At 35.4% G+C, this 26,054-nt stretch carries 25 protein-coding genes and 1 pseudogene; 22 read left to right on the forward strand and 4 right to left on the reverse strand.

What is annotated here, in order from left to right; genetic code table 11:
- Window positions 1–18 precede the first annotated feature (18 nt).
- From ACO1D1_RS27780 to ACO1D1_RS27845, 14 genes are all read left to right on the forward strand, one after another.
- Entirely contained in the window at window positions 19–648 is a 630-nt protein-coding gene (locus ACO1D1_RS27780) for a class I SAM-dependent methyltransferase (RefSeq protein WP_042353621.1), read from the forward strand.
- Window positions 645–1,193 (forward strand): copper resistance CopC family protein, encoded by a 549-nt coding sequence (locus ACO1D1_RS27785; RefSeq protein ID WP_042353620.1) that lies wholly within the window; start codon window positions 645–647, stop codon window positions 1,191–1,193. Before ACO1D1_RS27780 ends, ACO1D1_RS27785 begins: the two co-directional genes overlap by 4 nt.
- Window positions 1,194–1,195: 2 nt before the next feature.
- The gene (locus ACO1D1_RS27790; RefSeq protein WP_042353619.1) at window positions 1,196–2,272 is read left to right on the forward strand and encodes a copper resistance D family protein; all 1,077 of its coding nucleotides are present in this window, start codon (window positions 1,196–1,198) and stop codon (window positions 2,270–2,272) included.
- 459 nt (window positions 2,273–2,731) lie between these two features.
- Window positions 2,732–2,875, forward strand: coding sequence for a hypothetical protein (locus ACO1D1_RS27795; protein WP_423337726.1), 144 nt, complete (start codon window positions 2,732–2,734; stop codon window positions 2,873–2,875).
- 249 nt (window positions 2,876–3,124) lie between these two features.
- Entirely contained in the window at window positions 3,125–3,856 is a 732-nt protein-coding gene (locus ACO1D1_RS27800) for a ZIP family metal transporter (protein ID WP_042353617.1), read from the forward strand.
- Between the two features lie 59 nt (window positions 3,857–3,915).
- Window positions 3,916–4,215, forward strand: a complete 300-nt coding sequence (locus ACO1D1_RS27805; protein ID WP_042353616.1) for a hypothetical protein — start codon at window positions 3,916–3,918, stop codon at window positions 4,213–4,215.
- 682 nt (window positions 4,216–4,897) lie between these two features.
- Complete coding sequence (locus ACO1D1_RS27810; protein ID WP_148347706.1) at window positions 4,898–5,083, forward strand: hypothetical protein; 186 nt, start codon at window positions 4,898–4,900, stop codon at window positions 5,081–5,083.
- A 666-nt stretch (window positions 5,084–5,749) separates the two neighbouring features.
- Window positions 5,750–6,589, forward strand: coding sequence for a cytochrome aa3 quinol oxidase subunit II (gene qoxA, locus ACO1D1_RS27815; RefSeq protein WP_423337727.1), 840 nt, complete (start codon window positions 5,750–5,752; stop codon window positions 6,587–6,589).
- 24 nt (window positions 6,590–6,613) lie between these two features.
- Window positions 6,614–8,575, forward strand: a complete 1,962-nt coding sequence (locus tag ACO1D1_RS27820; protein ID WP_042353613.1) for a cbb3-type cytochrome c oxidase subunit I — start codon at window positions 6,614–6,616, stop codon at window positions 8,573–8,575.
- Window positions 8,575–9,186: a cytochrome o ubiquinol oxidase subunit III gene (cyoC, locus tag ACO1D1_RS27825; RefSeq protein WP_042353612.1), complete on the forward strand. Its 612-nt coding sequence runs from the start codon at window positions 8,575–8,577 to the stop codon at window positions 9,184–9,186. The genes ACO1D1_RS27820 and cyoC overlap by 1 nt, the downstream gene beginning before the upstream one ends.
- 1 nt (window position 9,187) lies before the next feature.
- The gene (locus tag ACO1D1_RS27830; RefSeq protein WP_042353611.1) at window positions 9,188–9,490 is read left to right on the forward strand and encodes a cytochrome o ubiquinol oxidase subunit IV; all 303 of its coding nucleotides are present in this window, start codon (window positions 9,188–9,190) and stop codon (window positions 9,488–9,490) included.
- A gap of 150 nt (window positions 9,491–9,640) precedes the next feature.
- A complete protein-coding gene (locus tag ACO1D1_RS27835) occupies window positions 9,641–9,991 on the forward strand; it encodes a hypothetical protein (protein WP_042353610.1) in 351 nt (116 codons plus the stop codon).
- A gap of 130 nt (window positions 9,992–10,121) precedes the next feature.
- On the forward strand, window positions 10,122–10,982 hold the full coding sequence (locus ACO1D1_RS27840; RefSeq protein WP_052404709.1) for a COX15/CtaA family protein: 861 nt from the start codon (window positions 10,122–10,124) through the stop codon (window positions 10,980–10,982).
- A 139-nt stretch (window positions 10,983–11,121) separates the two neighbouring features.
- Window positions 11,122–11,271, forward strand: a complete 150-nt coding sequence (locus tag ACO1D1_RS27845) for a hypothetical protein (RefSeq protein ID WP_423337728.1) — start codon at window positions 11,122–11,124, stop codon at window positions 11,269–11,271.
- 76 nt (window positions 11,272–11,347) lie between these two features.
- On the opposite strand, the gene ACO1D1_RS27850 is transcribed toward ACO1D1_RS27845, so the two are convergent.
- Window positions 11,348–13,819: a heavy metal translocating P-type ATPase gene (locus tag ACO1D1_RS27850; RefSeq protein WP_042353608.1), complete on the reverse strand. Its 2,472-nt coding sequence runs from the start codon at window positions 13,817–13,819 to the stop codon at window positions 11,348–11,350.
- A 322-nt stretch (window positions 13,820–14,141) separates the two neighbouring features.
- Between ACO1D1_RS27850 and ACO1D1_RS27855 the strand changes: the two genes are divergently transcribed.
- On the forward strand, window positions 14,142–15,164 hold the full coding sequence (locus ACO1D1_RS27855; RefSeq protein ID WP_042353607.1) for a cation diffusion facilitator family transporter: 1,023 nt from the start codon (window positions 14,142–14,144) through the stop codon (window positions 15,162–15,164).
- Window positions 15,165–15,728: 564 nt separating this feature from the next.
- On the opposite strand, the gene ACO1D1_RS27860 is transcribed toward ACO1D1_RS27855, so the two are convergent.
- Window positions 15,729–15,992, reverse strand: a complete 264-nt coding sequence (locus tag ACO1D1_RS27860; protein ID WP_148347723.1) for an ArsR/SmtB family transcription factor — start codon at window positions 15,990–15,992, stop codon at window positions 15,729–15,731.
- Between the two features lie 888 nt (window positions 15,993–16,880).
- Here ACO1D1_RS27860 and ACO1D1_RS27865 point away from each other — a divergent pair.
- From ACO1D1_RS27865 to ACO1D1_RS27875, 3 genes and pseudogenes are all read left to right on the forward strand, one after another.
- A complete protein-coding gene (locus ACO1D1_RS27865; protein ID WP_042353604.1) occupies window positions 16,881–17,507 on the forward strand; it encodes a cytochrome (ubi)quinol oxidase subunit III in 627 nt (208 codons plus the stop codon).
- Window positions 17,508–17,891: 384 nt separating this feature from the next.
- Window positions 17,892–18,329 carry a GNAT family N-acetyltransferase gene (locus ACO1D1_RS27870; protein ID WP_042353603.1) on the forward strand — a complete coding sequence of 146 codons (438 nt, stop codon included), beginning with the start codon at window positions 17,892–17,894 and terminating at the stop codon, window positions 18,327–18,329.
- Window positions 18,330–18,619: 290 nt separating this feature from the next.
- Window positions 18,620–19,487, forward strand: a pseudogene (locus tag ACO1D1_RS27875) (peptidylprolyl isomerase).
- 295 nt (window positions 19,488–19,782) lie between these two features.
- Here the strand turns inward: ACO1D1_RS27875 and ACO1D1_RS27880 are convergent.
- Both ACO1D1_RS27880 and ACO1D1_RS27885 read right to left on the reverse strand, forming a co-directional pair.
- Window positions 19,783–21,111 (reverse strand): MATE family efflux transporter, encoded by a 1,329-nt coding sequence (locus tag ACO1D1_RS27880; RefSeq protein WP_042353601.1) that lies wholly within the window; start codon window positions 21,109–21,111, stop codon window positions 19,783–19,785.
- A gap of 496 nt (window positions 21,112–21,607) precedes the next feature.
- On the reverse strand, window positions 21,608–22,444 hold the full coding sequence (locus ACO1D1_RS27885; protein WP_042353748.1) for a cytochrome c oxidase assembly protein: 837 nt from the start codon (window positions 22,442–22,444) through the stop codon (window positions 21,608–21,610).
- 866 nt (window positions 22,445–23,310) lie between these two features.
- On the opposite strand from ACO1D1_RS27885, the gene ACO1D1_RS27890 reads away from it, so the two are divergent.
- The 4 genes from ACO1D1_RS27890 to ACO1D1_RS27905 all read left to right on the forward strand — a co-directional run bounded on the left by ACO1D1_RS27890 (window position 23,311) and on the right by ACO1D1_RS27905 (window position 26,054).
- Window positions 23,311–23,445, forward strand: coding sequence for a hypothetical protein (locus ACO1D1_RS27890; RefSeq protein WP_423337729.1), 135 nt, complete (start codon window positions 23,311–23,313; stop codon window positions 23,443–23,445).
- Between the two features lie 47 nt (window positions 23,446–23,492).
- Window positions 23,493–24,161 (forward strand): hypothetical protein, encoded by a 669-nt coding sequence (locus ACO1D1_RS27895; RefSeq protein ID WP_187373115.1) that lies wholly within the window; start codon window positions 23,493–23,495, stop codon window positions 24,159–24,161.
- Between the two features lie 145 nt (window positions 24,162–24,306).
- On the forward strand, window positions 24,307–24,855 hold the full coding sequence (locus ACO1D1_RS27900) for a JAB domain-containing protein (protein WP_423337730.1): 549 nt from the start codon (window positions 24,307–24,309) through the stop codon (window positions 24,853–24,855).
- Window positions 24,856–24,968: 113 nt separating this feature from the next.
- Window positions 24,969–26,054 (forward strand): tyrosine-type recombinase/integrase, encoded by a 1,086-nt coding sequence (locus ACO1D1_RS27905; protein WP_368916203.1) that lies wholly within the window; start codon window positions 24,969–24,971, stop codon window positions 26,052–26,054.

Here is a 26,054-nt window from a genome sequence, read left to right on the forward strand (position 1 = left end):
ATGAATAGGGGAGAATTCATGAATAATGGTTGGAATCGCATGATATATAAATGCTGGTCACCTATTTATGATCGTTTTTTTAATTCAGGTGTATTCTTGAAGGCCAGAAAAGAAATATTCAACGATTTGCCTCTCGAAAAAGGAAGTAAAATACTTTTTGTCGGCGTTGGCACAGGAGCTGATATTCCTTTCTTTTTGAACAAAGGATACGATATAACGGCTATTGATTATTCTGATGATATGTTGAAGGTGGCAAAACAAAAATATCCCGGATCAACCGTACATTTTTTTGAAATGGATGCACAAAAAATGAATTTCTCTGAAGAGTCCTTTGATTTTATTGTTGCAAGTTTAATTCTAAGTGTGGTCCCGGATCCTGTAAAAACGCTGGATGAGATAGTAAGGGTTTTGAAGAAAAATGGCAGCTTTCTTATTTTTGATAAGTTTGTCACTCAAAATAAAAAAATGACAAAGAAACAAAAAATCCTTCGTCCAATCGTTAAATTTTTCGGAACAGATATAGGGTTGGATTTTTATGAGATATACAAATTGGTTGAAAATAATTGCATTTTAATACAAGATAAAAATGTTATGATGAATGGATTGTATAGGAAAATTATAGGTATTAAGAGAGGAGAAACAAAATGAAAAAAATACTATTTTTATTAATTTGCCTATTGGTGATGATACCGACCATCGCAAGTGCACATACGGAATTAACTTCTTCTAACCCTGCTGAAAATCAAGTGGTGACAGAAGACCTAAAAGAAATCGTCTTAACATATGGAGGTAAGATTGAATCCTTAAGCACAATGACATTAATAAAAGATGGACAAGAAGGGCCAGAAGTAAGTGTTACACCAAAAGAAAATCAATTAATAGGTACATTATCTGCCCCCTTAGAAAATGGTTCTTATACACTTACGTGGAGTATTGCTGGCGAAGACGGTCACCCGATAACAGGTGAAATTCCTTTTACTGTAGAAAAAGAAGAAGTGAAGTTGGACCAAAAGTCAGAAACGAAAGAGCCTGTGAAAGTTAAAAAAGAAGAAACTAAAATAGAGAATACAAAACAAGATCAAATTAATATGCAAGATAAGGATTCCTCTTCAGACTTGAAAAACATTATCATTGTGGCAGTTGTCCTAATTTTGGTTATCGGTTTGTTTCTCTTATTTAGAAGGAAGCGTTAATTATGGGTTTTGTAATTCCTTTTGCTGAATTTGGAAATTATCTCGTGTTTTCAATTTTAATAGGACACGTTGCCTTACAATTTGTACCTGAAGCAACTAAGCCTAAAATCACAATTGCAAAACCGGTCTTACTGCTTTCTACACTTGGGATTATTATTTTTACGTTAGGGCCTATTGTTCAGACCATTTCCTATTTTCAAGATGGAATTGGTCTCGCTCTAGCTACTAAATCTGTTTTATTAGATTTCCAAGTTGGAAAGGCTTGGATTTTTATTGGATTTATGGCAACTTTATTATGGATTGCCATCATCCTAAATGGCTCTAAATATCTACAATCACTATTACTACTGTTAATGATATTAGGTGTCGGTTATTCCAGTCATGTGGCATCATTGTCATTTTGGGCAGGCTTATGGTCTCACAGCACTCATTTTTTAATGGTAACATTATGGACAGGAATTTTAATTCATATTGCTTGGTTCTCTAAGGATCATAATAATTGGTCAAAATTTTTACGCTGGTTTACTCCATTTGCGGCTTTTTCTTTAATAATAATCATCCTTAGTGGAATCTATCTGATGTTATTTGTTGTTGAACCGAAAGATTATGTAAAGTCATGGGCATTGCCTTATGGGCAAATGTTGCTTTTAAAGCATATTAGTATAATTCCCGTTATCGCTTTTGCCTTAATAAACGGTATACTTTCAAGAAAATCGTTAAATATTTCATCATTCAATCCTAAACCGTGGATAAGAGGAGAAAGCATTATTTTATTTATTGTTTTTTATTTCACTTCGGTGATGGGGACGTTATCGCCGCCACATGAAGTTGAATTTACCGTGAAGTCGGAGGGTGCATCTAAGTGGGTGGAATGGTTATTAGGGAAAAATATCCTTTCGACCATACAAATGCATTTAGTACCTTCATTCCAATCGATAATATTGGTCATTCTTTCAATACTATTTTTGTTACTGATTTTGTTCAGCTTTAAGCAGAGAAGACCTATACTATCGGTAACATTTGGAGTGATTTTTATCATTGTTTTATATATAGGTTTGATGCTGTCTTTGTCCATTTAAATCTTAAAACATATAAAGTATATATTTTTGGGACTGAAATAAAAACAGTATACTTTGATTAAGGGAAAACAAAAAATATACGTTGTAAAAATACTATAAAAAATAACGTAAATGAAAGGGGACATCATGAAACGTTTCAAAATCGTCATACCCATTATGATTGTTGTCGCAGTTATAGCTACTTGGATGCTAGGAAAGTATCATGCAGCAGTACAACTACAATTGCGTATACTGATAGCTATAGGAGGGGCACTCCTATCAGGTATACTGACTTTTATCATGTTGAAGCTGGATCATGTAGATAAGAAAGCGAATAAATGAAATACGAGAATATAAAAGTGAGTAGCCATATAATAAAATTGGCTACTTTTTTGTACACGCCCGGTTGGGCTATATCTTGAAAGTCTATAAAAGGCTTGGGGAAGGAACTGTTAGCTAGTGGCGAGGGTATTCACCGTGATGTGGAATCTAAAGGGCAGTCGGGGGCAAATTGCCGTGCTACTTGCAGATGCAAGGTCAAAATGTTATGTGCTTGGTTTAATTATTGTTTGGATTGCCGTTTGTGAGCCAAAAAAGAACCACAAAAAGGAGATATGTATATAAAAGAAATTCTATTCTAGCAGCAATATTCATGCAGTTTCCTGATTGGTAACCATTGGTTCAAGCGCTTTTTTTGGAGGCAATACAGCGGTTTTCATCGCTGGACGTCAGCATTCTTCATAAATAGGAGTGCTGTTTTTTTATGGGAGTAAAGTGAAGTTATAGTAACTTCTTCTATTTAATGGCTAGAACACATATCCTTAATTGATAAACCTTTGACCAATGATTAAGGTCATTAAATGGGGGTAAGGAATGATTGAAGAATTAAAATTAAGTGGTTTTTTAATTCTACTTATTTTGGGAGCGATGTTTCTAGGTGGATACTTAATTCGACTTATGTTTCATTTTCTAAATAAAAATTCCCTTTATTTACAAATCCTTTGCGGGGGATTATTGGCAGGGATGTTTGCATTTGAATTACTACCTGATGCATTTAGCCATTTTCAATCCATCGGCATTTTTACTGGCATTTCAATTGGTGTTTTTATCATGATTTCAATGGAGTTTATTTTACATAATAAATCCCAACTTCACCATGGAAATCATGAAACACTTTATCTTTTATTGATTGCATTAATTATTCACAGTATTCCCACAGGGGTTAGCTTTGGACTGAGTCTTCAAAACCCGGATAACTATGGATTATTAGCCACTTTTGTTTTTCATCATATTCCTGAAGGCATGATTATAATGTCATCAATTCCTAGTATTAAACGGAAAAATAGTTTATTTGCATTTTATTGCATTATTCTATCCATTGTTATCGTGGCGAATATTTTTATAGGTAAGAATATAAGAATGGATTCAATTAAATGGAATACCGTTATGATGGGAATGACACTTGGGACAATGGGTTATGTCACATTTTATGAATTACTTTGGAAGAAATCCAAACACCTACCGAAAAGCAAAGTGGTATTAATCACGGTTTTGGGGATGATTGGAATTCATTATTTCTTACGTTTTCTTCCATTTCATCAATAGAATAATTTAATGGGTCTGTGAGAGACTAACAATTGTTTAGTAAAAAAGGAGGAATTCTTATGACTCATATGGCAGACCATCACCACACAGGAGAAACTGTATCAGAAGCTGGTACCTACATTTGTGCTACCGGAGAAAAAAAAGAACTGCATCAAGGAGAAACATTTCCTGTTTGTCCATCCACAGGAGACTCAACAACCTGGACTCATGCAAGCCACACTCATAGAACCGGGGAAACTGTTATGGAATCAGGTCATTATGTAGATGCAGATGGTGAGCATGTGGTACTGCAACAAGGAGATAAGTTCCCAAACTGTCCCAAAACAGGAGAATCAATTACTTGGACGCATGAACAATAAATAAAACTTAGCTCCGAAAAAATTGAATAAGTTTCAATGTAACAGCTCTTCTACAAAAGGGCTGTTATTTATTGTTTCTCAGCAAAATTAGCAGGGAATCTCTTTTTAATGGGTATTAATTTTGTTTTTTTTTGATTTACTTTAACTTATTAAAATAAGGAAGGGAAAAACAATAAAAATTTCTTCCGTATCTTTCCTATCTACAATAATTGTTTTTGGTGGCATGTTTGATTGTATGACATCTACCCTTTACCTTTAATTATAATTCGAGGGAGCCAAACAGTGGTTAACCTATAGCTAGATCAAGCAGCTTAAAAAGTTGAATTTAATTTTATTATAAAAATTTGTTCATATAATGGTAATAATTTTGAACTACAATAACAATTGTAGCTAGGACAACTACATGCTTATTCAAAACCCTCTATTTAAGATCCAAACCAAAGGTTGGATCTTTTCTATTTTCCATACTCAAAAAAGCCGTTATATAAAACCCTCAAAAAAATAAGAATAAATAGCCAATAATATGATAAAATATAACAATAAAAGTGAAGGCTTTATTTGCAATTTTCCTAATATTCACAATTGATTTTTATCTTATTGGGGTGTGATGATCATATCCAACGTATTTTCTTTTAAAAAGTTTGTTGTTAAGAAAAATGAATATCTCAAACCAGCAGTTTTGATGAGTAGAATTGCATTAATTTATCTTCTTATTGGAATCGTGTTGCTACTACTTTTTGTAAGCGGTTTAAATCATGGTCTTGTAGCAGTCCTCACCTGTGGTTTTATTATTGCAAGTTTACAAATTTTTATTATTGGTGCCGTCCTTCATTCAACGTATAAATATGTTGAGAGTAGAAAACAATGAATTTTGGTAGCTGTATTTAAGTCAGTCCCTCGTAGATAACGGTTTCATCTTGTGAATTTTTTTTAGCAAAATGCCTCTTAAATACAATGCTTAGTTGGAAAGTTGAATATAAGCGAACTGTATAAAACTAAAGATACCTGAATCAGAAATCTTAAAACTTCGATCCTTTATTTAATTATTATTTCTATAAAGTAAAGCCTATCTCAGTTCAACTGATGAAAAAGAAATGCCCAGAGGATACCTTTGGGCATTTTTTGGTGCTTGGTAATTAATAAATTTGCGATTTAATAAACTAATGCATTGTTAAAAAGGGGGGGTACTTCAAAATCCGAACCCGTTACTCATAAGAAGGATGGGTTTTTCAGAAAACACCATTTACATTGAAAAATAACTTTTTTATCATATAGCCAAATAATTTTCAAGTTCAAATATAACAAAATTGGAGATTAATTTTGTCGATTAGGTGACAGAAATTTGAATAGATTATGAACATTTTATTAAAACTTATTATCCTGGCTTTCCAACGTTGTAATGTTTTAAATAGAATAAAGGGAGTGGAATATAAATCGTCATAATTAAAAAAGATTAATTTTTATGTGAATAAGGAGAGGGTGTATAAAGTTAATGAAGTTGACGAATATAAAAAAGTTCTCACTAGTAAGTTTGATGGCAGTTTTAATCGGTGTTTTATCGGGGTGCAGTGAGAATTATATTGTCTTAGATCCTAAAGGACCTGTCGGTGAAACGCAACTAAATCTGATTATATTGTCCACCGTTATTTTAGGGGTTTTCATTATCCCTGTATTGCTTTTTTTCTTTTATGTCATTTTTCGATATCGGGATAAAAAAGGAAATAAGGCATCTTATAAACCAGAGTGGGATGATAATAAGTGGATGGAAATTGTTTGGTGGGGAATTCCTGTTTTGGTTATTGTAGTACTAAGTATTTACACAGTTAGAGATACCTTTGCACTTGCTAAATCACCATCACCAGAAGTAAAACCAATGACAATTCAAGTTACTTCCCTTGATTGGAAATGGCTGTTTTTATACCCTGAGCAAGGAATTGCAACGGTTAACTATGCAGAAATACCAACCGACCGCCCTGTCAAGTTTGAATTAACAACAGATGCCCCAATCAATTCGTTTTGGGTTCCCCAATTGGGAGGTCAAAAATATACAATACCAGGTAAAGCACTTGAACTTTGGTTAGAGGCTGAAGCAGAGGGTAAGTATTATGGTACTGCCAATAATTTCAGCGGGGAAGGTTTTACGGATATGAAATTTGATGTGATTGCCAAATCAGAAAAAGACTTTAATAGTTGGGTAAAAGAGGTAAAGGCTGGTTCGAATTCATTAACAATGGAAGGATATGAGAAGCTTAGCAATCCTGGTGTTGTAAAGAAACAGGAATTTACGTCTTATCCAAAAGAATTGTTTAACTATATTATCAACAAAAATGGCGGTCAGTATTACAAAAGCAATCAACAAGAGGAAAATAAATAGGTTTATAGGAAGGAGGAGTTAAAATTGTTAGATGAAATTAAATCCTTTGCAGAAGATTTTTTTGTGACAGGAAACCCAATGATTTATGCGGCTGATGTGTCGATTGCTTTAACCATGATCGCGATTGTCTTTGTTCTAACCTATTATAAAAAATGGGGCTGGCTATGGCGGGAATGGCTGACAACTGTTGACCATAAAAAAATTGGTATCATGTACTTGATTGCCTCGCTATTAATGCTATTCCGCGGGGGCATTGATGCCCTTCTAATGAGAACCCAGCTGGCATTACCGGATATGAAATTATTGAATTCTGAGCATTACAATCAAATTTTCACTACCCATGGAACAATTATGATCTTATTCATGGCGATGCCATTAATGTTTGCATTGTTTAATATGGTAGTACCACTTCAATTAGGTGCTCGTGATGTTGCATATCCATTTTTAAACGCAGTAAGTTTTTGGCTATTCTTCTTTGGAGCGATGCTCTTTAACTTATCTTTTGTTATTGGCGGATCTCCGGATGCAGGATGGCTAAGCTATCCACCATTATCTGGGGAAAAGTTTAGTCCGGGTCCCGGCCAAAACTTCTATATTTGGGGTATCCAAATCTCCGGAATTGGAAGTTTAGCAACTGGAATTAACTTTTTGGTGACCATTTTAAAAATGCGTGCACCAGGGATGAAGCTTATGAAGATGCCAATGTTTTCTTGGTCTGTTCTTTCAAGCTGTATCATTATCATCTTTGCATTCCCGATTTTAACAGTAACTTTAGCTTTGCTTTTCGTTGATCGATACTTTGGAGCACATTTCTTTACGTTAGATGGCGGGGGAAATCCAATGTATTACATCAATTTAATTTGGATGTGGGGACACCCTGAGGTATATCTAGTTGTCCTGCCGGCATTTGGAATTTTTTCGGAAGTTGTCAGTACGTTTTCGAAAAAGAAAATCTTTGGTTATAAGTCAATGGTTTTTGCCTTACTAAGTATCAGTATTTTGTCATTCCTAACCTGGGTTCACCACTTCTTTACGATGGCAGATTCAAAGGTGGATGCATTCTTTGCAGTCACTACAATGGCTGTTGCGATTCCTACCGGAGTTAAGGTATTTAATTGGATCTTTACCATGTTTAGGGGGCGGGTTGAGTTTAAAACACCAATGCTTTGGACATTTGCCTTTATTCCGACTTTCTTAGTTGGTGGAGGGACAGGAGTCATGCTTGCGGTAGCGCCTGCTGATTTCCAATACCACAACAGTTACTTTCTAATTGCCCACTTTCACCAAGTGTTAATAGGTGGGGTTGTATTCGGCTTCTTTTCAGGTATTTATTATTGGTGGCCAAAAATCTTTGGTTTTTCATTAAGCGAGAAAATTGGGAAATGGGCCTTTTGGTTCTGGGTAGTGGGTTTCTACGGAACATTTATGCCGCAATATGCTTTAGGATTTATGGGCATGCCGCGCCGTGTTTACACCTACAGCTGGGACATGGGCTGGACGTCTTTAAACTTCGTATCGACTATTGGGGCTTTTCTCATGGGAATCGGATTCTTATTCCAAGTGTACCAAATTCTTCACGGTATTAAGTTTGGGAAGAAGGATACAACTGGTGATCCGTGGAATGGCCGTACGTTAGAATGGTCGATACCATCCCCTGCACCGGCCTATAATTTTGCGGTTATTCCACAAGTCGAAGAACAAGATGATTGGTGGTATAAAAAGCAAAAGGGGATTAAGACGTATAAAAAGGGAGAAGTCTATAAACCAATTCATATGCCAAAGGATTCAGGCATTCCATTTATTATGGGCGCATTCTGGTTTATTGCAGGGTTTGGCTTTGTATTTGAATGGACTTGGATTGGCATTATTGGTTTGGTCGGTGTTGCCGGATCAATGCTCACACGTTATTTTCAAAATAATACAGATTACTATATTTCATCAGAAGAAGTTAAACAAACTGAAGCTATTTCGGGAGGTGCACGTTAATGGAACACACACTGTCCCATCCTAAACATCATGACCATGAAGAACATGGTCATGATGAAAGTTCATTAAAGATATTTGGATTTTGGATTTTCTTGATAACGGACTTAATCTTGTTTTCCGTATTGTTTGCTACGTACGCAATATTAAAGAACCGATATAATGGAGGTCCGACTGGTCAAGAACTGTTTGAAGTTCCAATTTTTGTAGCAGAGACCTTCCTTCTTTTAACGAGCAGCTTTACAAGCGGTCTTGCAACCTTAGCGTTAAAGAAGGGTTATAAACAAAATGTGGTTGGATGGCTAATCATTACCATGATACTTGGTTTAGGGTTTATAGGCTTAGAAGTTCGAGAATTTATAACCTTGGTTAATGAAGGAGCCACGATTTCAACAAGTGCTTTTCTTTCTGCCTTCTTTGTCTTAGTTGGAACACATGGACTTCACGTTTCTGCTGGTATCATCTGGATGGCAAGTGCGACTATACAGTTGGCGCGCCATGGAATTAATGAAGTCACAGAACGGAAAGTATTCATTGTTGGTCTATATTGGCATTTTCTCGATGTTGTGTGGATTTTTATCTTTACTGTTGTTTACTTGATGGGGGTGATGTAAGGTGGGGAAAGATCATAAACAACAAGATCATCATACATCTGCAAAGTCCTATATTATTGGCTTTACCATTTCCATCTTATTAACGATAGTTCCTCTCGTATTAGTCTTAAATGATTTGATGGAGAGATCCTATTTGATTGTTTTTATTCTTGTCGCTGCTTGCTTCCAATTTGTTATTCAAATTTATTATTTTATGCATTTAAATGAGACCAAAAATCGAGGCTATATATTGCTTACGTTAACGGTTGGTATCTTTATTGTGGTTACCGTTATTGGCGGATCCTCCTGGGTAATGAATTTTTAGTAGTTGAATTTTGCAGGACTTGGAAATGCGAAGGATGATTGTCCTTCGCATTCACCTTTTTTTACCTGGAAAATATGATTTGTACCAAAATAGGAAAAGTTATCATATTAAATCTTTAATAATAGAATGGTAGATAGGTGGTGTATCCTATTGGCAAAACTAAATAACTTTCTAATCCTACTATTGATTTCTGCTGTTGGCTTTTTTGGTTACCAAAAGCCTGTGTTTGCTAATCATTCAGGTGCAATTGAAATTTCAAAAAATACGTATTCCATCTTTTTATATATAATGTTAGGACTTGGTGTGTTCATGATCCTGGTATTGGCTAGAATTATGAGTCTAACAAAGAAAATAAAAGGACTAAATCAAGGAGAAACATTGGTTCAAGATAAGCTATATCAAAGGAAATTTTTATCCATTTGTGCCATTTTTCTCATAATTGGCTTTCTATCTGTGGGCGCTATATATTTCTTTTTAAGGTCGGCAGCAGGGCACCATTAATCTATAAGTAAGGGACTTAACAGTTCGAGAAGCTGATGTACTTTGCAGAATACTGAAATTCGATTTTAAATTTTATAATAAGTCTTATTGTATGATGGATACATTTTATATAAATGATAGGATGATCAACTTGAAAAATAAATTTTCTCTGTTTACTGTAGCTGCAACAATTTTGGCGCTTATCATTGGAAATTTAGTGGTTGCAACCAATTCTGGAGATGCATGCGGCTCTGACTGGCCCCAATGCAACGGAACGCTTTTCCCGGATATAACCAACGTAAATATTTTGATTGAGTATTCCCATCGGCTTTTTACGACAGTTCTAGGATTTATTATTCTTGTTAATGCTATTTTAGCCTGGATTAAGTTAAGAAGGAAAAAAGCAAAGTGGCTTGCTGTTGTATCCCTTTTCCTTTTGGGTCTACAGTCCTTGGTTGGTGGATTAAATGTCCTTTTAGGGACTCCAGTTGGATTTACTATTTTCGATGTAACTATCAGTCTACTTTTATTAATATCTGTTATATATCTTCATTATGCCTTAGTAAATAAAGATGTTTCAAAAGAATCGGGAGTAAAAAATCCATATTACAAGGACCCTGCATTCTTATTGCTTCTATTCATAATGGTGGAAACGGTAATAGGTGCATTCTTTAAGCATCCACGATTTAGCAAGCTTCTTTATGCGAATTATAATGGCGAGGTCTTGATTAACAGCCCTTTACTTGCAGAATTTATCTATTTTATTCATGGCATCTTAGGACTAGCAATTGTAATTTCAAGCCTCAACCTTATGTTTTTATTCTTTAAAGACAATCAGTATAAATTTAGAATTCTGTTTCTAATCTTAACCTTAGTTATCACAACTATTTTTGGTTTTTTAACGAAAGCAAACGAATTAAGTCCATTTACTTCTTCTTTTCATATGATTTTCACGATTATCAGCATTGCACTTGCAGCCTCTATCGTAGCCAAAAGTCAGGTATGGGATTAATTAGAAGGGAAGAATTTGTTTTTTGCTTTAATTTTTACCATTATTTAGTTTGAAGTTTGGCAAATTAAATTATCAGGGAAAAGAAATACTATTACCGGAGGTGGTAATTCTGGCAAAGCAAAAAAACTTTCCTTTGGCTATGAGTGACATGGGTGAACCTGCAGAAATGAGCCCAATTGGAAACATAACCAACGTGGAAATTAATTCACCAATAGTAGAAGTTAATCAACCGTTTGAAGTAAAGGATCCAGTGGAGATAAGAAACCAAGGATCGGTAACTGTAATATAAAAAAACTAACAAAAGGTCAATTCAAAACAGAAGCCCCCAGTATTGTACCAGGGGCTTCTGTTTTGAGTATCCATTTTTAAGCATTCATTTCCAATCTTGAAGAATTGGTAGCATTAATTGTTGAGCCTTTAACTTTTAATACACGCATAGCGTTAAGGACAGCAAGGAGGGTAACACCTACATCTGAGAAGACTGCCTCCCACATCGTTGCGATTCCGAACGCTCCTAATAGAAGGAAAACCCCTTTTACACCAAGAGCAAATAGGATATTCTGCCAGACTATTCGGCGTGTACGTTTGGCGATTCCGATAGCTTCTGGGATTTTGGAAGGTTCGTCCGTCATGATTACGATATCAGCAGCCTCAATCGCCGCATCAGAACCTAAACCACCCATGGCCATCCCCACGTCTGCACGGGCAAGAACAGGGGTATCATTAATCCCATCACCGACAAAGATGATTTTTTCTTTTGCTGTTTTTTGAGCATCCAACTTTTCAATTTCTTCTACTTTATCCTGTGGCAGCAATTCAGCATGAACCTCATCTAATCCAAGCTTTCTTCCAACTGCATCTCCAACTGCTTGCGCATCGCCGGTTAACATGACTGTTTTCTTAATACCCAGTTCTTTTAATGATCGTATAGCTTGTGCTGAATCTTCCTTTACCTGGTCAGATATCACAATATATCCGGCGTATTCGTTGTTAACCGCAACATGAACAAGTGTTCCGATTTCATTAGGCTGAACAAAGGTAATTTTTTCTTTATTCATTAACTTGGCATTGCCGGCTAAGATAGTGTTGCCTGTCACTGTTACTTGAATTCCATGACCAGAGATTTCATTATAATCTTGGATTGTTTCTTCAATTACTTCCTTTCCATATGCCTTTCGAATGGACAATGCAATTGGATGGTTTGAATGTACTTCAGCAAACGCAGCATATTGCAATAATTCTTCTTTTGTCAATGATCCTTTTGGATTGATGCTGGTTACTTCGAACACGCCTTTTGTGAGGGTCCCTGTTTTATCAAACACAATATATTTAACATCATTTAACGCTTCTAAATAGTTGCTTCCTTTAACTAAAATTCCTGATTTTGATGCGGCACCGATTCCCCCAAAGAATCCAAGTGGTATAGACACCACTAGTGCACATGGACAAGAAATTACTAGGAACACAAGCGCACGGTAAATCCAATCTGAAAAGGTTGCACCATCAATAATGAGTGGCGGTATTAATGCCAATGCTGCTGCAACAATTACGACAACCGGTGTATAGTAACGGGCAAATTTGGTGATGAAATTTTCTGTTGGTGCTTTCCGGCTGCTGGCATTTTGAACCAATTCGAGAATTTTTGAAACGGTAGATTCTCCGAATGCCTTTGTTACTTCAACGGTTAAGACACCGTTCTTGTTTATAAAGCCACTTAACACATCGTTTCCTGTTTCTACTTCACGCGGCACAGATTCACCTGTTAATGCAGAGGTATCAACCATTGAGCTGCCTTCAATGACCTTTCCATCTAGCGGAATCTTTTCACCTGGTTTAACCATAATAATATCTCCAATTTTAACCTCTTCCGGTGAAACCTTCACAACCTCGTTTCCGTGCCTGACATTAGCGTAATCCGGGCGAATATCCATTAAGGCACTGATGGACTTGCGGGAACGATTCACGGCGATACTTTGGAATAGTTCTCCTACTTGGTAGAATAGCATAACGGCTACGCCTTCTGGATACTGTTGAATGGCAAAAGCGCCAACTGTCGCTAAAGCCATTAAAAAGTGCTCATCAAAAACTTGGCCTCTAATAATATTTCTAACGGCACGTAAAACAATTTCTCCGCCTATTAGTAGATAGGCGATTATGAACAGGCCAAGCTCAATCATTCCCGAAACAGGGGCAAGAAGTCCAATTCCCCCTATAATCGTCCCAATTCCTAAGCGAATCAACATTTTTTTCGTATTGTCGCTGCTGTGATCATGGCTATGACCATGTTCGTGTCCGTGGCTATGATCATGCCCATGGCTATGTTTGTGACTGTGTCCATGGTTGTTATGGTTGTTTGACGAAATAACCTCTATATGTGGTTCTAGACGTTTTACAATCTTCGTTGCTTCTTCCTCTAAACGATCCATTTCCTCAGGCTTTACTGTCTCCATAATTAATTTTTTGGAAACGAAGTCCACTGTGGAAGAAGTCACTCCCTCAAGACGTCCTACTCCATGCTCAATCTTAGCTGCACAGTTTGCACAATCCAACCCCTTTAGATATAATGTTCGAGTTGTGGAACCTTTTCTTGTTCTTCCTTTTTCTTGAGGATGGATGTGTGGTTCCAAGCTTTTTACTTTTTTCTTTACCTCTGTCACCACGGCGGTTTCTTGTTCCAAATCAGTTTCTAATGTAAGTGTCTTATTAACAAAATTAACAGATGCAGCAGAGACGCCATTTACTTTTTTTACCCCATTTTCGATTTTCATTGCACAATTCGCGCAATCTAAACCTTCTAAGAGAATTTCGCGTTTAACTAACGCATTTTGCCGTTCCACTATATTTCTCCCCTTTACTAATGTTATTTTTATCTAATTTTATAAAAATATCAATGAACATATGAACAGTTACTCATATAATGATACTTTTATTATATGCACTTAATCTAAATGCGTCAATAAAAGTTGGACACAAATGAATTAATCATTACTTTTAGCATTGAACTTTACTTCTTCATATTTATAAAAATAAGTTGAATTATTTAATTAATATATATGTGTTTATATGTTAATATAAACATATAAACACATATATATTAGCGGTTGAATTTCAATTACAAATTAGGGCAAGATATTCACAAGATTAAAGGAGGAATTGTCAATGTCACATTCACACGGACATAGTCATGGCGGCCACGGTCATGACCATTCTCATGGTGCGAACAAGAAGGCTTTGTTTACAACATTCATTTTAACCACTTCCTATATGGTGGCAGAAATCATAGGTGGAATTATTACTAACAGCTTGGCCCTTCTTTCAGATGCAACACATATGTTAAGTGATTCTGCCTCTTTGCTCATTGCGGTAATCGCATTGAAGCTTGGCGAGAAAGCAGCGAATGCTGCCAAAACTTATGGGTATAAACGATTTGAAATCCTTGCAGCTGCCTTAAACGGAATTACTTTGTTAGTATTGAATGTTTGGATTTTATGGCAAGCTTTTCAACGGTTGGAATCCCCTCCAGAAATTTTGAGTGGCTGGATGTTTGGTGTTGCAGTAATGGGATTATTAATTAACATTGCGGGGGCTTGGATTTTAATGAAGGGCTCTGAAGGTGATAATCTTAATGTAAGAGCCGCGTTACTTCATGTCATGGGGGATTTGCTTGGCTCAGTTGGAGCAATTGCGGCATCATTATTAATTATGTTTTTCGGCTGGAATATTGCTGACCCACTAGCAAGTGCTCTCATTGCCATTCTGATTTTTATTTCTGGTATCCGTATTACAAAAGATTCCATTCATATATTAATGGAAGGTACGCCAGCAGGAATAGATTTGGAAAAGGTTGCCGAGACCATTCGTTCCGTTAGAGGGATTATGAATCTTCATGATCTGCACATTTGGAGTATTACAAGCGGTAAGAATGCCCTTTCCTGTCATGTTGTCTTGGAGGATGGGATTGCCTTTAGAGAAAGCCAATCTATTTTACAAACGGCAACTCAGAAGTTAGCTGAGATTGGTATTGGTCATGTTACACTTCAGCCGGAAACTGCGGATCATGCTCATGATGATTCTTTACTTTGTTCATTAAGCGAAGGAAAACAAGGTGATCATAACCACGATTACAGCCATAATCATGACCATAGTAATGAGCAAGATCATAAGCATAGCCATCAACATTAAATAATTTAACTATATCCGCCTTTGATTAATGGCGGATTTTTTTACAAAAAAAAGATACATAATGTATCTCATTTTTATCTTCTAAAAATTGTATCTAATATGCGGAATTTCCGTTCCAATATCATGGATAATAGCGCAATTACCATAAGAACTATTGTATCCCTAAATATATGTGTAAAGGTCATCGTCCTAGAAGCGTAATACTTAGCTTCAAGGCTGGAATAATTATGAGGGGGGAAAGTGTTGTTTATTATTCCTTGTGACTTACCATTTGAATTTGGGAAACTATAGTTGGGATCACTGTACAAAATACCCGTCTGTCCATTTCCATTATTAATTTGGTATTTGAATGGGGAATTGCCATACATTAAACTGATAAAAAACGGTATTATAAGCAAAACAAAAAAGGCTATAAACAGGAGTCTACGTCGACGTTGATTTCTTTGCATAATACCCCTCCATTTGAAACTCACTTACAACAACAATTTCTATGTCCACAAGCCAACATATAGTACATTATAATTTTATTTTTATATGCCCAAAATCATTCCAGAGTTAATCCAACTAGTGATGATTGGCGTGTTCAATTGTTTGTTTTAATATACTCATAATGTGCTCATCGTCATGACGGTAGTACAGTGTTGTACCCTCTCGTCTGAACGTGACTAACCGTAAATTCTTTAAGAAACGTAATTGATGCGACACCGTGGACTGAAGCAAGGAAAGACTCTCGGCAATTTCATTAACAGAACGTTCACCTTTAAATAGTAAATATAGTATTTTTAGTCTTGTTGGATCTGATAATGCCTTGAAGGTTTGAGATACCATAAATAGCGTTTCTTCATCTAATACGTTAGGGGTGAATTCCTGATTATTATCCAAAATTCAACGACCTCCTTATTTTCATTATATCGACAATTAATTTAAAAAACATAATTTCCCTAATTGAAATATTTTTGATGTTAGTGGCTCATCTAATTTAATTGGACTGCACTAATGAAGAAAAAAACGTTACAAAACTTACATTGAAACAAAAAATTGAACCAGTTATTCAACTTGAGTTAAGAACTTCCAGCAACCATACTATTAAACCTAGGAATATAACTACAGACAATTTTACCATGCTGGCTACTTTAAAAGAACCGTTGGAATATGAAAAAATATTGCTGTGTAGAAAATTGTAGGTTGCTTTGGTCCCGGAGAGCAGGCAGTCGAAGATTGCCTTTCCAAATGGCACCAGTTGGTAAGTATTATTGGCATCATTGTTTTTTCGTTTACTTCAATATTTCGTTTGGTTGTCTATAAATAAAAGTGGGGAATTTACACATAATTGGTTACAGAAAGGTGGACTTTTAGCATAATTCTAGCGTTTTTCCTAAGGGGATTTTATATTTTCAAGGGTGGTCTCATAAGATATGTAGTCCTTGTTTAATTAGCTTCTTTCATTTAATATAATAATGATGAGAATAACGCTTTCAAAAATAAGCGTTCAGGTCTCTATATTATAGTTGTTTTATACTTTTTACATAAAAAATTACCTAAGATTGTTGAGTAGGGAAAGTGTGGGGGAATTTTAAATATTTAAGGGGGGATTTGCGTCCTGAATATCAGATTAAAATCCTTGTTGTCCAAATAATTTTTTATTAATGATTTCGTGGTTTTAGGGTAAATGATGTAGTCAAGGTAAATTAGGTAAAACATTTGGAGGTAATTTTTATGAATTATGAGGAAAAGTTTACAGCGGAAACCTGGCCTGCTGAGCCGGAAAAAGCAACTCTTGAGGCAAAAAATAAATTTTTGGGTTTTTGGTTATTTTTAGGCGGGGAGACAGTCCTTTTTGCTTCTCTGTTCGCAACATTCCTTGCATTAAGGGACCGGGTTCCTAATTCGGACGTCCCAGTATCGAAAGATCTGTTCAGTTTGGAGATTGTTTTTATCTCTACTATGCTTCTGTTAACTAGCTCGCTGACAAGTGTTTATGCAATGCATCATATGAAAAATTTCCGTTTCCATAAGATGTTACTATGGTTAGGAATTACGGTTCTATTAGGTGCTTGCTTTTTAGGGTTAGAAATATTTGAATTTTCGGAGTACGTTAAGGAAGGACATACTTTTACTGGAAGTGCTTTTGGTTCAGCATTTTATACACTAGTCGGATTCCATGGTGCTCACGTTGCTTTTGGTCTCCTGTGGATTATCACCCTAATGGTTAGGAATGCAAGAAGGGGATTGAATTTATATAATGCACCAAAGTTTTATGTTGCAAGTCTTTACTGGCATTTTATTGACGTTGTTTGGGTATTTATTTTTACTATTGTTTATTTGATAGGTATTGTTGGATAGTACTTTAACCTACCAGTAAAATCTGAAAGAAAGCCTCCTAGTAGCCTGTGTCCTGATTGGACACAGGTTTTTTGTTAGAAATTAGATTTAAATATAAACCATCTTCTTGTCATTACACAACACCTTCAATTTCAAATCCTGAATACCTTCTATTACAAAAATAATCAATATTCCGGCTGAAGGAAAATTGGGTCCTTCGGTTAGGATAAAAATTCATCAGTTGAGGGTGAATCATTTACAATCAAGAGTATATTTATTTTAATCCTGTTTTTATAATATTTAACAACACTATAGAATTAGACATATTTGTGGGATTAGATTATTATTTTGATGGTATTATTAAATAGATTAAATGTAGAATGAGAAAGGTTTGAACTCAGCAAAATGGATATAAGAAAACCCACTAACAGGGAATTAAAACAGATTTTCAAACTTTCCCCTCAAGTGATGTTTGAAGGGACGTTGGGTAAAGTAAAGCCTACTAATCGGAAAATAAAGCAGCTTGTTACACCGCTTTTAAAATATGGAAGTTTCTATTTAATAGCAACGGAAGACGATAAATTAATGGGATGGATTCTAATTGGGGAAAACCAAGACCAATTTACTGATAAGAAGATTGGATTTATTTTTGAACTTTATATTTTGGAGAAATTCAGAGGAAAAAGGATTTCACAGCAGTTGCTGAGTAGAGCAATTGATCATTTTAAAAAGGAAGGGTACCCTGAAGTTCGCCTTAATGTATTTGTTGGTAACTCTGCAATTAATATTTATGAGAAAATGGGATTTAATGCAAGAACTGTTACTATGGGGTTATTACTGTAAATTGACTTGACAATTTAAAAGAAGGTGAGCTTTCTATGATAATAAATTGACCTTTTAGTAGGTTCACTTCATAATATAAGAGAAGATACATGAATGGGAGAGCATATATTCACATAATAAAATATAGGTAATTATTAATATTGAGGCTTTGGTAACCAGGTTCTAGAATGTCATTGAAAAATATATGCAGAAGCATAGGGAACTTTATGATTAGTGAAACTTTAAATAGAAAAATTCATAGGCCTTACCCTATTTTTATTATAAAAGACTAATATACGAGGAGTGTTCTCATGAAAAATTGGATGTTATCTCTTGCATTAGCTATGGGAGTTATTAGCCTAAGTGCATGTAGTTCTGCAAACGGTAGTTCGAATGTAGTCGCGGAAACAAAAGTAGGCAATATTTCAAAGGACGAACTTTATAATGTGATGAAAGAAAAATATGGTGAACAAGCATTGCAAGAGATTTTATATGAAAAAGTTTTGTCAGCAAAATACAAAGTAACGAAGGGAAGAATTAGACCAAAAAGTACAAGAAATAAAGGAGCAGGCTGGCCCAAATTTTGATATGCTTCTTGCACAGAATAATATTAAAGATGAAAAGGAATTAAAAAAAGTTTTAGAAAGTCAATTACTCATAGAAAAAGCTGCACTAAAAGATATTAAGGTTAATGACAAAGAGCTTAAGCAATATTATGACAACTACAAACCAGAAATAAAGGCAAGACACATTTTAGTTGAAGATGAGAAAACGGCTCAAGAAGTAAAAGAAAAATTGAATGCTGGAAGTAAGTTTGAGGATCTTGCAAAAGAATTATCAAAAGATACGGGTTCTGCTGAAAAAGGCGGAGATTTAGGATGGTTTGGATCAGGAAAAATGGTTCCGGAGTTTGAAAAAGCAGCTTATGCACTTGACGTTAATCAGATTAGTGATCCTGTAAAAACCCAAAATGGTTACCACATCATACAGGTAACAGATAAAAAAGAGAAAAAACCGTTCGACGAAATGAAAAAGGAGATTGAATACAAAGTAAAAGTCTCTAAAATTGACAATAATAAAGTACAGCAGGTAATGGATAGAGAACTTAAAGATGCAAAGGTAGAGGTAATGGATAACGACTTAAAAGGGATCCTTAAAAAAGGGACCGCTTCTAAATAATCCATCTAATTACTTTTATAACTACCCCAAGTTGCTAATAACCTCTTGACAACCTGGGGTAATTTATTATGTCTATCAACCCGCGGTAAAAGTCCATCGGAACAATAGGAATATGGCTGTTTAGTGAATTATAGCAGTATGATTTTTGAATGGAATAAACCGAGAATATGCAGGGAATGAATGGAAGCTTGCATATTTTCAGCTTATTGATAATTTGGAGATATTGAGCAAAAGCCCCCGTTTGTTTAAGTAAATTATTCCACACTCTTGCTGTTAGTTGATTACTTAATATACATTAAGCCAAATCTCTGATTACTTTTTTCTGTTTGCGATACCATGCAAATAATCCTGCTCTTAGTGCATTATCGGCTGCAATGGCAGTCCATACGGCTGGTAATCCAAATCCAAGTTTCCATGCAAAGATATAAACGCCTAATGTTCGGATTACCCATATTCCAACGAAAGTGACAATCATCGGGAATTTACTGTTCCCGCCAGCTTGGGCCACGGAAGCATCGATGGTAACGGAGGCCAAGAACGGCTGAGAAACCGTATCAATTAATAAGATGATAAATAACAAATGAAGAACGGTTTTCTCAGTCGTAAAAATTTTACCTATCCAGGGACTTCCCAAGGCAAGAATTGCCGTAACTAAGGTCATGGAAATGGCAGATTGAATATAGCTCCATTTTCGATATTCCTTCACATCGGATTGATTCTTTTCTCCGATTGCTTGACCAATTAAAGAACTGGCTGCTACAGCAAATCCTCCGCCTATTGTCGAAGCGAATGTGGTTAAATTCCCTGCAATGTTATGGGTGGCATAGACTTCTGTTCCCATGCGTACAATTAAGCCAAAATATATGACTTGCCCCAATCTCATCGACAGCCTTTCTAGCATGGCGGGTATCGCAAACTTAATCATACTCCAGGCTAAACCCCATACAAGTCCGAAATCACTTAATTTTAACGCAATGGAAGGGATACGTTGAGAAATTTTCAAAAGTCGAACAAAACCATAAATTCTTGCTAAAATCATGGCTATCGCTGCCCCAGTTAACCCTAGTCCATGTAATGAGCCGATTCCGAAAATCAAAAGGTAATCGAGTATAACATGGACGATATTCATTTCTATGCCAACCTTTAAAGGGGTCCTTGTATCCCCTATGGCACGAAACGACGCAGATTGAGCCGTAAATAAGGCAATGAAAGGGGTTAATCCAAGAACCACTTTAAAATAAACTGACGCATTCTCTTTTAACGGTTCTTTAGCACCAGTCCAGTCCAATAAGGCCGAGGCGAAAACAACGGAAAAAAAAGAGAAAACCAAACCCAAAAGAACAGAAAGAAAAAGGCCGTGAAAAATAACAGACTTGCTTCTCCTTGTGTCCTTTGCTCCAAACGCTCTTGATAAAAAGACAGAAAGTGTGGCAGAGACAGCCGTAAAAACGCCAATATAGGTCATGGAGTAGATGTTGGTTACACCAATGGAATTAATAGCAAGCAACCCTAATTTGGCAACAAAAAAGGAATCAATTACCCCAAGTAAACTTTGCAAGTAAGATTCTCCGATAGCTGGTAAGGCTATATAAAAAACTTTTTTGGCTTTAATCGGAAATTGCAAGAAGCATCTCTACTTTCTTTTTACTCTTCTATGTTTTATCTTATCATAATAATTTTTTTATTTCGCTAATCTGCCAGTTAGCGCTATAAGCACAGCTCAATAATTATGTATAAATATAATTATCTATACATAATTTGTATCGAGTAATGATTCAAGATGATAAACATACTGCCGAAACATACATCATTTAAATGCCAGAAACAGTTTGACATGAAATAAATCGATAGGTAATATTTATACAAAATATAATTACTATATAAAAACTTGATAATGAAAGTGATCAAGAAAATCGATAAAGTGAAAATACCACTCATAAATTAATTTTAGGAATAATACTATTTTGGAAACACAGATGCTTCTATGAAAAAGAGAAATATATTGTGTTTTCCATTTTTAAAAAAATTATTAAATTAACGAATTTTAATTTTAAAAGACGTTTGTAGAAAACTAACAAGCCCAAAATACTTTTCTAATAGAAGTATTTTGGGCTATATTATTATTTATATTTTGATGCTTGTTCTATATTATATTTGTCAAGTTCCTCTGTTTTTTTCTTATCATACTTGATCCACTGAATGAAAGTAAAAAGCATAATCCCGCCATAAATAATTTCTTGCATGATTTTCATTATAATTCCACCAGATTGTTGATCGTCTAACAATGGTATTCCAAATAACCTTGGTAGACCAATATAAGTATCATATAAAAATTCCTTCGAGAATATTATAAGAGCACAAGCAGGTGTTAATAAGATACCCATTCCAAAAATATAAGCAATTTTATGTAAAGGCTTCAAAGTATTAATTTCTTCAATGGGCGATAAAATTGGCCACCACATAATAAATGCTGTAGGTAAAAGAACAAAAATTGCTAGCTTCATTAAAATCACATTACTCATTATTGCATCAAATATAAATGGGATATGATAAAAAGAAAAGATTGTATTGAAAAGAAAAATTGCAATGAATGGCTTTGTTAATAAAGAAAAAACTCTGTAAAAATAACGATTCTTGAAAATAGGTTTTATTAACCATGATGGTAAACCAATTAAGATTAGTGGTGGAGCTGCAAGGTATAAAATTGATTGCTGGGTCATGTGAACTAAAAATAAGTAATGCCCTAATTTATTTATTGGACTACCTTTTGCAAGGAAGAATAGTAGGATTCCAAATAAAAATAATGACTTCTTCCAAAAACTCACGGGTTCGGCATTTTTAAATTTGTTCCGAGCAGGCCCTATGAAATAAAAATAAATAACAACAACAGCTAAAAAAAAGATAAGTAACAAGGGGTCCCATGACAATAGTAAATCATTTTTAGTAGGGTAGCTCATGTTTTCCACTTTTTCTATCCTCCTATAGGTTTTGCTATCAATTTTAACATCACCTACATGAATATGTGCACATATATATTTATTTAATAGGATAACTTATATCTACTAAAATGGCAATATCTAATAAGTATGAGTTTTTAAATTTTTTTGAAACAAATACCCACTGATACATTAGAATTTTAAGGATGAATTTATTTAGATTTTTATTAATCAAAATAGCCTAGGCTAAACTGTGTATTCGAAGTATTAAGATGAGGGGAAGATTTAATTCCTTTTTTGTATTGGAAACAAAATTAGAATAACTTCATATAATATTAATTTAATAAAGTTGTTTTAAAAGAGTGAATTAAGATTCAAACAATTCCAAGGGAATCCATTCGACGTTAGCCTACAAAATGAATTTGAGCGAATGTTATAAAATTATTCATTGATTTGATGTTCAATTGTATTTTGTGTTGTTATTATCTGATTTATGTTACACGAAAAGTTGATATTTATCTGTTTGTTTGCTATAATGGGTATACACTAATTAATCCCTGTGTCACTATTGCAGTGAAAGTCGTCATACCTTTGTTTCCTTCAAAGGAGATTCGACATAAATTCCAACACCTACGCATTCCCCGTTTCGGGAAATGGCCGGATCGGCGTAATTCGTCTAAATTTGCAAGTCTGCATCCTATATCAGTTTGATATTTCACGCTTTCGCGCGTCAAATATAGTTATAAGTCGATTGTTTCCTTCAGGAGAAAATCGGCTTTTTTATGTTTCGAAATAAAAATGAAAGGAGTTTTAAAAGTGGTAAGTAGACACATTACCCTAGCCTATTACGAAAAGTCGGAGGAACAGAAAAAAGGTATATCCGCTACATGCGAAATAAAATTCGCAAAGGGAACGATGCAATCCTTCGATCAATGATGGGAGTGGTCGAACGACATGTCAAACAGTATCATGTGGATTTTTACGTCCATATGTGTCCTTGTACCGGAATGCAGAAAACGTAACTTTCCTTTGGATCGTCCGGGAACACGGAACGCACTTTATCAACTTGATGTCTGAAAAGTTCTTGGAAGGCGAAGTCTGGGATGCAAAAGCGCATTTTCATGCAATCCTAACGAATTGCAGGAATGAAATCAAAGGCATCTACCTGATCGAGAACGATCACATGCAGAAACTGTCCGAAAAGGCAGCTCATGCAACACTTGCGATCAAGGAAGATGCTGTACGCAAACACCTAGATTTCGCTATTAAAAAATCAAATATAAAAGAGGTTGATGACTGCGGAACGGAAAGAGATATTCCGGGTGATGGTATACGGTTCCATTATGGAGCAATGAATAAAAACACTCAGGAATCAAGATGGTTGACAATAAAAGTCGTTATGTTTCCCCGGTCCGGGAACGTGGCGATTTTTTTTTATTTAAAATTGCAAATCGAAAGAGGACATTTAAATGGCGAACATGAAATCAGCGTATGGATCGGAAATCTTGGGAAGTACAACAAGTTTGTCGGCGAATGGTTCACGCAATTACATGACTTAATCAGGAGGGCGCCAAGGACATCATCCACCGCGGATATGGCGCGCTCTCGGATTTCGCGGAGGAACATGCTAACGAAGCAGGTTTCAACGACAAAGATAACCTCTTGTGCAGGTGCATTGGCTTCAATCACTACGCAAGTTAATTGTCATTTTACACGATTCACTTTATGTAAAGGATGACAACTGGGTGGAGTAGCTACATTAAGACAAAACTAGTTTAATAAAAATGATTAATTAAATAATATGCCTTCCGCATAGGCGAGTGTACTGCGGCACATGAAAGACGGTGCTGCAATGCACCGTCTCGTGTGGAAAGGAGAACAAAATGGAAAACAGAAAATATATCGAGGTGGCACGAGAATCCGTATCTATGTATCCCAAGATGGGAAGCGATCTATCGGCAGTCGAATTGCAGGAATTGCTTGCAGTTTTGCTAGGAAGACAAGCAACTCCTGAATTGTCCGGCAGACTTGCTTCAAAGGGGATTCGTACACTGATCGAAATGAGCGTGCAAGAGTTGAAAAGTGAAGGATTGACCGAATTAAAGGCATTGGAACTACATGCAGCATTCCTGCTTTCGAAGAAATTCCGATCCACCGGCAAGGCGGCTTCACGCTATACGATTCGCAGCCCGGAAGACGCAGCTAGTTATCTGATGGATGAAATGAAGGATTTGACGCAGGAACATTTTGTCGCGTTGATGCTGAATACGAAGAATGAAGTTATCGCGAAAAAGACCATCTTCATCGGAAGCCTGAATGCTAGTATCGTGCATCCGCGCGAGATTTACAAAGAAGCATTCCGTCACTCGGCAGCCTCGATAATTGTAAGTCATAATCATCCCAGTGGGCATCCTTTAAACATAGTATCCTAAACTAGAGTACTCTAAGTACTCGAAGTTTAGGATTTTTTAATTACAGTGCTTTAACTATTAAATATATAAGGGTATTATTAATAGTAGTTAAAGTATTTAAAGGTGGTGGAAAGATGAAGGTTCAGAAAGTAATTGTGGAGGAAAAATCATATCCGTTATACATACTGCTAGATAAAGAATTTGAAGTGATAGAACCGGTTAAGCGATTTATAAAGTACTTGGATAATACGGGCAAAGCTCCAAATACCATTAAAACATATTGTTATCATCTCAAGCTGTTTTATGAATTTATGAGCCAAAGTGGAATCGAATTAGGAGATTTACAATTTGAGGATTTAGCAAACTTTGTAGGATGGTTAAGAAATCCAGCGGGGCATTTAAAGGTAATAGATATACAACCAAAGAAGGCTAAAAGAGAGGAAACATCAGTTAATTCCATACTTAACGCTGTAACTAGTTTCTTAGAGTATTTAAATCGCACTGAAAATTTTAAAGCTATAGATATGTCTAAAGAAGCAAGAGGAAGAAATTTTAAGGGGTTTCTTCACCATATTACTAAAGGTAGATCCTATAAAAAAAATATTTTAAAGCTTAGGGTCAAAAAGAAACTTGTACAAGTATTAGAACATGGACAAGTCAAAGCAATAATTGAGGCATGTCATACCAAAAGAGATAAGTTACTTATTATGCTTATGTATGAAGGGGGACTTCGGATAGGAGAAGCATTATCCCTTCGTATTGAAGATATTTCAACATGGGATAACCAGATTAACATCAGGCCAAGAGATCATAATGAAAATGGAGCTTATATTAAACTTAAAAAAGAAAGAACTATTGATGTAAGTAAGGAATTAATGGCATTATATACCGATTACTTAGTACATGAATATGGGGAAGATTTAGATCATGATTATATATTTATTAATCTTAAAGATTCTTATTTTGGCCACCCTCTAAAATATCAAAGTGTATTAGACTTAATAAGAAGACTAGGAAAACGGACAGGGATTACTTTCACTGCCCATATATTACGTCATACGCATGCCACAGAGCTTATTAGAAGTGGATGGGATGCTGCATATGTACAAAAAAGATTAGGGCATGCCCATGTACAAACAACACTTGATACGTATGTTCATCTTTCTGATCAAGATATGAAGAATGAATATAAAAAGTATCTTCAAGGGAGAGAAACATGA

Source organism: Neobacillus sp. 19 (assembly GCF_049463095.1).
Lineage (GTDB): Bacteria > Bacillota > Bacilli > Bacillales > Cytobacillaceae > Neobacillus.

Coding starts and splice junctions, on each gene's coding strand:
- ACO1D1_RS27780 (WP_042353621.1), top strand. CDS start 19: ATGAATAATGGTTGGAATCGCATGATATATAAATGCTGGTCACCTATT.
- ACO1D1_RS27785 (WP_042353620.1), top strand. CDS start 645: ATGAAAAAAATACTATTTTTATTAATTTGCCTATTGGTGATGATACCG.
- ACO1D1_RS27790 (WP_042353619.1), top strand. CDS start 1,196: ATGGGTTTTGTAATTCCTTTTGCTGAATTTGGAAATTATCTCGTGTTT.
- ACO1D1_RS27795 (WP_423337726.1), top strand. CDS start 2,732: ATGTGGAATCTAAAGGGCAGTCGGGGGCAAATTGCCGTGCTACTTGCA.
- ACO1D1_RS27800 (WP_042353617.1), top strand. CDS start 3,125: ATGATTGAAGAATTAAAATTAAGTGGTTTTTTAATTCTACTTATTTTG.
- ACO1D1_RS27805 (WP_042353616.1), top strand. CDS start 3,916: ATGACTCATATGGCAGACCATCACCACACAGGAGAAACTGTATCAGAA.
- ACO1D1_RS27810 (WP_148347706.1), top strand. CDS start 4,898: ATGAGTAGAATTGCATTAATTTATCTTCTTATTGGAATCGTGTTGCTA.
- qoxA (WP_423337727.1), top strand. CDS start 5,750: ATGGCAGTTTTAATCGGTGTTTTATCGGGGTGCAGTGAGAATTATATT.
- cyoC (WP_042353612.1), top strand. CDS start 8,575: ATGGAACACACACTGTCCCATCCTAAACATCATGACCATGAAGAACAT.
- ACO1D1_RS27845 (WP_423337728.1), top strand. CDS start 11,122: ATGAGTGACATGGGTGAACCTGCAGAAATGAGCCCAATTGGAAACATA.
- ACO1D1_RS27855 (WP_042353607.1), top strand. CDS start 14,142: ATGTCACATTCACACGGACATAGTCATGGCGGCCACGGTCATGACCAT.
- ACO1D1_RS27860 (WP_148347723.1), bottom strand. CDS start 15,992: ATGGTATCTCAAACCTTCAAGGCATTATCAGATCCAACAAGACTAAAA.
- ACO1D1_RS27865 (WP_042353604.1), top strand. CDS start 16,881: ATGAATTATGAGGAAAAGTTTACAGCGGAAACCTGGCCTGCTGAGCCG.
- ACO1D1_RS27870 (WP_042353603.1), top strand. CDS start 17,892: ATGGATATAAGAAAACCCACTAACAGGGAATTAAAACAGATTTTCAAA.
- ACO1D1_RS27885 (WP_042353748.1), bottom strand. CDS start 22,444: ATGAGCTACCCTACTAAAAATGATTTACTATTGTCATGGGACCCCTTG.
- ACO1D1_RS27890 (WP_423337729.1), top strand. CDS start 23,311: ATGCGAAATAAAATTCGCAAAGGGAACGATGCAATCCTTCGATCAATG.
- ACO1D1_RS27895 (WP_187373115.1), top strand. CDS start 23,493: ATGTCTGAAAAGTTCTTGGAAGGCGAAGTCTGGGATGCAAAAGCGCAT.
- ACO1D1_RS27900 (WP_423337730.1), top strand. CDS start 24,307: ATGGAAAACAGAAAATATATCGAGGTGGCACGAGAATCCGTATCTATG.
- ACO1D1_RS27905 (WP_368916203.1), top strand. CDS start 24,969: ATGAAGGTTCAGAAAGTAATTGTGGAGGAAAAATCATATCCGTTATAC.